Below are 5,698 nucleotides of genomic sequence, written 5' to 3'. Positions count from 1 at the left end.
TATTTGGCCTCGCAGGTAATCTACATCGTAATCCCTTATATCATGTCCGTCAACAGTAACACTGCCTTTGCCAATCTCATAAAAGCGGTTCAATATATTTATGGTTGATGATTTGCCTGCGCCCGTGGCGCCAACAAGCGCCAACGTTTCTCCCGGTTTTACGTGGAAGCTAATATCTTTAAGCACCCAATTCTCGTCATTATAAGCAAACCAAACGTTTTTAAAATCAATATCGCCTTCAATCCTTTCGGGTTTTAACTTTCCGTTGTTTATAGCTACTTCATCGGTGTCTAAAACCTTAAATATGCGGTCGGCACCAACCATACCCATTTGCAGGGTATTAAATTTATCCGCCAGCTGCCGTATGGGCCTGAACAACAGGTTAAGCAACATAATAAATTCTACAATTAAACCCGGCGTTACACTTTTACCTGTTGATAGCGCGTACAATTGCTCGTCACTTAATATACGCTTGCAGCCATACCATACCAACAGACCTATACTTACAGCAAATAATATTTCGACAACCGGGAAAAATATAGAGTAATACCAGTTTGACCGTATGTTGGCATCGCGGTATTTTAAATTAACCTCTTTAAACTTGCGCATTTTCTGGTCCTCGCGGGCAAAATATTGGATAATGCTAATACCTGATATATGCTCGGCCAAAAATGTATTTAAATGCCCCACCTGTGTGCGAACTTCCTGAAAAGATGAATTTATAGCCTCCTTAAACACATAGGTAGACGCGATTAAAAAAGGCATAGGTATTAAGGTTATCAACGCCAGTTTCCAGTCTTCGACCAGCATGTAGGCCACAATAGCAACAACCAGCAGCAGATCGCCCATGATGGATATCAGCCCTTCCGAAAAAATATCAGCGATTGTTTCCAGGTCAGATACTGTACGTGTAATGAGCACGCCAATAGGCGTGCGGTCAAAGTATTTTAACCGCAAACTGGTTATGTGGTTAAAAATATCAATACGCAGATCGCGTATTACGGATTGGCCCAGCGTGTTGGTTAAATGGGTTTGATAATACTGAGCTATAGTTTGAATAAAGAGCTGCGTTATCATCAGTTCCACCATAAACAACAAACCATTGTAGTTATTGGGCAGTATATACTTGTCGAGCGTTTTTTGTATCAGCATGGGTTGCAATAAAGCGCTCCCCGCCAAAAAAATGGTTAAAAATACCGATACCACAAAAGTTGCATTATATGGCTTAACATAATGCATTACCCGTTTTAACAGTTTCCAATCAAATGCTTTACCGGTAACGCCTCCTGCCATTTTTTAATTAGTGATTGAGTGAATTAACGAACGAACTCGTCAAATTTAATAATTAATAAATCCGAAATCGAACATCCGAAATCCGAAATTACAGATAGGGATACTTAACCTCCGTTAAATATAATCCACACGCCGGTACCGATGTGCCGGCATTGCCACGATTTTTGCTGTTGATGATATCATGAATAGCTTCCGGCAGTATTTCTTTATTGCCTACCATTAATAGCGTCCCTACTATGGCGCGCACCATGTTGCGCAAAAACCTGTCGGCAGTTATATTAAAAACTATGCTGTCGCCCATGTCCACCCATTCGGCACGGGATATTTTACAGTTATTAGTTTTGGTTTGTGTGTTTGATTTACTGAAACAGCTAAAATCGGTATAATCCATTAACAGCATTGCTGCCTGGTTCATCAAATCCACATCAGGCTTTTCGCGTAGCAACCATGAGTAGCCATTTTTAAAAGGATCTTTATTAAAGTGAATATAGTACTTATATGACCGCAGCGTAGCATCGAACCGGGCATGCGCATCAGCATCTACTTTAATAATTCTTTTCACGGCGATATCATGTGGCAAAATAGAATTGATACTTCTAAGCGAAGTACCATGATCCATGAACCATGAACTATCAACCACATCAAAATGCGCGAAAAACTCTGTAGCATGTACCCCGGTATCTGTACGCCCGCAACCTGTAGTTTCAATAGGTTGACGTAAAATGGTAGCGAGTGCTTTATTTAAAACCTCCTGCACACCAATCGCATTAGGCTGCATTTGCCAGCCATGATAGTTGGTGCCATCGTAAGATAATTCAATAAAAAAGCGCTCTTTGCTGCTCACGCAGCAAAGATAGTGATTGGTGATTAGAGATTCGTGATCAGTAAGGTCCTAATCACTGATCACGATTCGCCAATTAACTAATATACTCTTTATAAATAGTCTCAAACATTACCTTATTATCAACGGCAAGGTCAAATGGCTCGTTAAGGTAGGCAAATTTATAACCTATGGCCTGGGCCAGGTTTTTTAATACTTTAAAGTAGGTTATTTCTATACCCTCAATTATCTGCAGGTAAAACAATATAAATACGTCACGTTCTACCGGGGTTTTGCCGGTTTTAATTACCGAAAGATAGGCTTCAAGCGTCATAGCTTTTACACCCAGCACACTTGTTTTGGATGGCGTTTTCCCAATTTCGGTATATATTTCATCCATATGCTCAATTTGCTTAACGGTATCGTCAATACATTCGTTAATAGCCAGCTTTAAATGTTTTAAAGAAGCTAAGTTCATGACCTCGGCAAAAAAATCGAGCAGGTGCTTTTTACCAAAATAAATGCCATTTAAGTGCTCCAGAAACATCTTTTTAAGATGCTGGTCGCTAATAACAACGTCCTTAGGGGTTTGTTGATTATCAGGAGTATCCATCGTATTATGTGTTTAACCTTTTAAAGCTACAATATTAAATTACTTTTTTGTAATAATTGCTTTATTAATAAATCAAAGCTGCAATTGCTAAAACAATTATATTTGCCTCACTTAATACTAAAACATGTTACAGCGCATACAAAGCATATACCTGCTGCTGGCCTCATTGGCTTTAGCAGCACTTTTTATATTCCCTTTATTACATAATATCCAGCTAAACGGTGTTACCGAAACCATTAAAGTTACCGGTGTTGACCAACAGGTTAACGGGCAAACTATCCACACCGAAACTTTTACCGCCCTGGCTGTTGTTACCGCTCTGGTAGCTTTGCTGCCGTTTATTATCATTTTTTTATATAAAAACCGCAAACTGCAAATTACGCTATGTTACAGCGCCATGCTGGTAATTATAGGCGATAGCTATTGGGCATCGCAAACGGCTAAAGACGCTATATACGGCACCGATATACAGTTTAATAATTATGGCATTGGTGTAATACTACTTTCTGCAAGTATATTATTAGTAGTGTTGGCACAAAAAGCCATACAGCGGGATGATAAGCTGGTAAAATCAGCCGATAGGTTAAGGTAACTTGGCAATATTTTTAATAGCGTGCGCGTTAAAATTTCATGAATAACCGGATCAAAGTATTATTATTTTGCCTTAACTGTATCCTGTTTATTGGATGCGACAGGGTAACCAAGGTTATAGCAAAAGATCATTTAATATACGGCGAATCCATATCCTATCTTCACGATACCTTCCGGTTACAATATGTTGAAAATACCGGCGCGGCATTAAACCTGGGCGATAACCTGCCTAAAGCCTTGAGCTTTTGGCTGCTAAGTATAGTGCCGTTAGGCATATTGGTGGCTTTGTTTATTTACGTCATCACTCATTTAAAAAAAATGAATCCTTTACAAGTATTTTCTTACTCCTTAATAATAGCGGGTGGTCTGGGTAATATTATGGACCGTATATTATTTGACCGCCATGTAACTGATTTTATGAATGTAGGCATATATAATTTACGCACAGGAATATTCAACGTTGCTGATATGGGTGTTACGTTTGGTGTGATAGGATTGTGTATAGCTTATTATAAAAATCGTGAAACTTTAAAACCCGCGGAAGAGCATACCAATGTCGAGTTTTAACAAAATCCAGCTTAAGTATTGCACGCTATTTGAAAAGCAATAAATTAAACGTACCTTTGCGCCCGATTTGGCGATGTAGCCAGGTCCGTTATTTTAAATCATGAACCCATTTATTGAACTGGGAATCCGTCATGATATTGTTAATGCCATCTCTGAGTTAGGTTTTGAAAAACCAACTCCAATCCAGGAACAGTCTATTCCGGTATTGCTTACAGGCAGCAACGATTTTGTCGGATTAGCCCAAACCGGGACCGGAAAAACTGCTGCTTTTGGCTTGCCATTGCTGGAACTACTGAATTTCGAAGAAAATTCTCCACAAGCACTTATTTTGTGCCCAACCCGCGAACTTTGTTTACAGATCGCAAACGACATTAAAAATTACTCCAAAAAAATGGACAACGTACACGTTGTTGCCGTTTATGGTGGAGCCAGTATCTCAGACCAATTGCGCCAGATTAGGCGCGGTGTGCAAATTGTTGTTGCCACCCCGGGCCGTATGCTGGATATTATTAATCGTGGCGCTATAAATTTTTCAGGTGTTAAATTTGTAGTATTGGATGAGGCTGACGAAATGCTCAATATGGGCTTTCAGGAAGACATTGATAGTATCTTATCTACCACCCCCCAAGAGAAAAAAACCTGGCTATTCTCGGCCACTATGCCAACCGAAGTTAGGCGCATAGCTAAAAAGTACATGCATGAGCCGTTTGAGCTTACCATGGGCGAAAAAAATACCGGTAACGTTAACATTGAGCACGAATACTATGTAGTACGTGCCCGTGATAAATATGCCGCATTTAAACGCATTGTTGATTTTAACCCTGATATTTTTGGTATAGTATTTTGCCGTACCAAAATTGAAACACAGGATATTGCTGAGGCCCTGATGAAAGACGGTTACAATGCCGACTCTTTACACGGTGACCTTTCGCAGCAACAGCGCGATAAAGTAATGAAACGCTACCGCGACCGCAGCCTGCAGCTATTAATAGCTACTGACGTTGCCGCGCGTGGTATTGACGTTAATGACGTTACGCACGTTATTAATTATTCGTTACCTGACGAGGTTGAAAACTATACCCACCGCAGCGGGCGTACCGCGCGTGCCGGTAAAACAGGTGTATCAATAGCTATTATTAATTCGAAAGAATTAGGCAAAATACGCCAGATAGAACGCGTTCTGGGCAAAAAATTTAATAAAGTAGAAATACCAACCGGGTTTGATGTTTGCGAAAAACAACTATTCTCTATTGTACATAAAATACATGATGTAGAGGTTAACGAGCAGCAAATTGAACAATACCTGCCGCGTATAATGGACGAGTTTAAGGACCTGACCAAGGAAGATTTTATTAAACGGTTTGCATCTATTGAGTTTAACCGCTTTTTAGATTATTATAAAAACGCGCCTGATTTGAATGCGCCTGTTGAAGAAGGTCGTTTTGATCGTGACCGTGATCGCGGCGAACGTGGTGAGCGTCCAAGCCGTGGCGAACGTGGCGATCGCGATAGCGGTGGCAAATCAGAATACACCCGTTTGTTCATCAACTTAGGTTCTGTTGACGAATTTAACCGTGGCGACTTGCTGGGTTACATTTGCAACAATAGCAAAATAAGCGGACGCAGCGTTGGTAAAATAGATGTTAAAGGCGTGTACTCATTTTTTGAAGTTCCGCATGCTGACGTTGAGAAAGTAACCGCAAACTTTAAAGATATTCAATTTAAGGGCCGCGAAGTTAGAATAGAAGTAGCAGGCGAAGGTACCAGCAGCAGCCGTAGTGGCGGTGGAGAGCGTCGTGAAGGCAGCTACAATC

General features: G+C 40.4%; 6 protein-coding genes. 3 read left to right on the top strand and 3 right to left on the bottom strand.

Annotation, left to right across the window (positions count from 1 at the left end; all coding sequences use genetic code 11):
- The 3 genes from ABI367_RS08950 to ABI367_RS08940 all read right to left on the bottom strand — a co-directional run.
- The coding region (locus ABI367_RS08950) for an ABC transporter ATP-binding protein (RefSeq protein WP_462229524.1) at positions 1 to 1,293 on the bottom strand (1,293 nt) is incomplete at its 3' end.
- An 88-nt stretch (positions 1,294 to 1,381) separates the two neighbouring features.
- Entirely contained in the window at positions 1,382 to 2,137 is a 756-nt protein-coding gene (gene truA, locus ABI367_RS08945) for a tRNA pseudouridine(38-40) synthase TruA (protein ID WP_462229522.1), read from the bottom strand.
- A 73-nt stretch (positions 2,138 to 2,210) separates the two neighbouring features.
- Positions 2,211 to 2,726, bottom strand: a complete 516-nt coding sequence (locus ABI367_RS08940; protein ID WP_462229520.1) for a DUF892 family protein — start codon at positions 2,724 to 2,726, stop codon at positions 2,211 to 2,213.
- Between the two features lie 124 nt (positions 2,727 to 2,850).
- Between ABI367_RS08940 and ABI367_RS08935 the strand changes: the two genes are divergently transcribed.
- The 3 genes from ABI367_RS08935 to ABI367_RS08925 all read left to right on the top strand — a co-directional run.
- Positions 2,851 to 3,318 (top strand): DUF4293 domain-containing protein, encoded by a 468-nt coding sequence (locus ABI367_RS08935; protein WP_462229518.1) that lies wholly within the window; start codon positions 2,851 to 2,853, stop codon positions 3,316 to 3,318.
- Positions 3,319 to 3,356: 38 nt separating this feature from the next.
- Positions 3,357 to 3,884 carry a signal peptidase II gene (gene lspA / locus ABI367_RS08930; RefSeq protein WP_462229516.1) on the top strand — a complete coding sequence of 176 codons (528 nt, stop codon included), beginning with the start codon at positions 3,357 to 3,359 and terminating at the stop codon, positions 3,882 to 3,884.
- A gap of 100 nt (positions 3,885 to 3,984) precedes the next feature.
- On the top strand, positions 3,985 to 5,698 hold a 1,714-nt coding region (locus ABI367_RS08925; protein ID WP_462229514.1), incomplete at its 3' end, for a DEAD/DEAH box helicase.

It is taken from the genome of Mucilaginibacter sp. (assembly GCF_039935595.1).
Lineage (GTDB): Bacteria > Bacteroidota > Bacteroidia > Sphingobacteriales > Sphingobacteriaceae > Mucilaginibacter.
This window is presented reverse-complemented; position numbering and strand designations above follow the sequence as displayed.

Excerpts from the sequence above, each read along its gene's own strand:
- ABI367_RS08935 (WP_462229518.1), top strand. The coding sequence starts at position 2,851 with ATGTTACAGCGCATACAAAGCATATACCTGCTGCTGGCCTCATTGGCT.
- lspA (WP_462229516.1), top strand. The coding sequence starts at position 3,357 with ATGAATAACCGGATCAAAGTATTATTATTTTGCCTTAACTGTATCCTG.
- ABI367_RS08940 (WP_462229520.1), bottom strand. The coding sequence starts at position 2,726 with ATGGATACTCCTGATAATCAACAAACCCCTAAGGACGTTGTTATTAGC.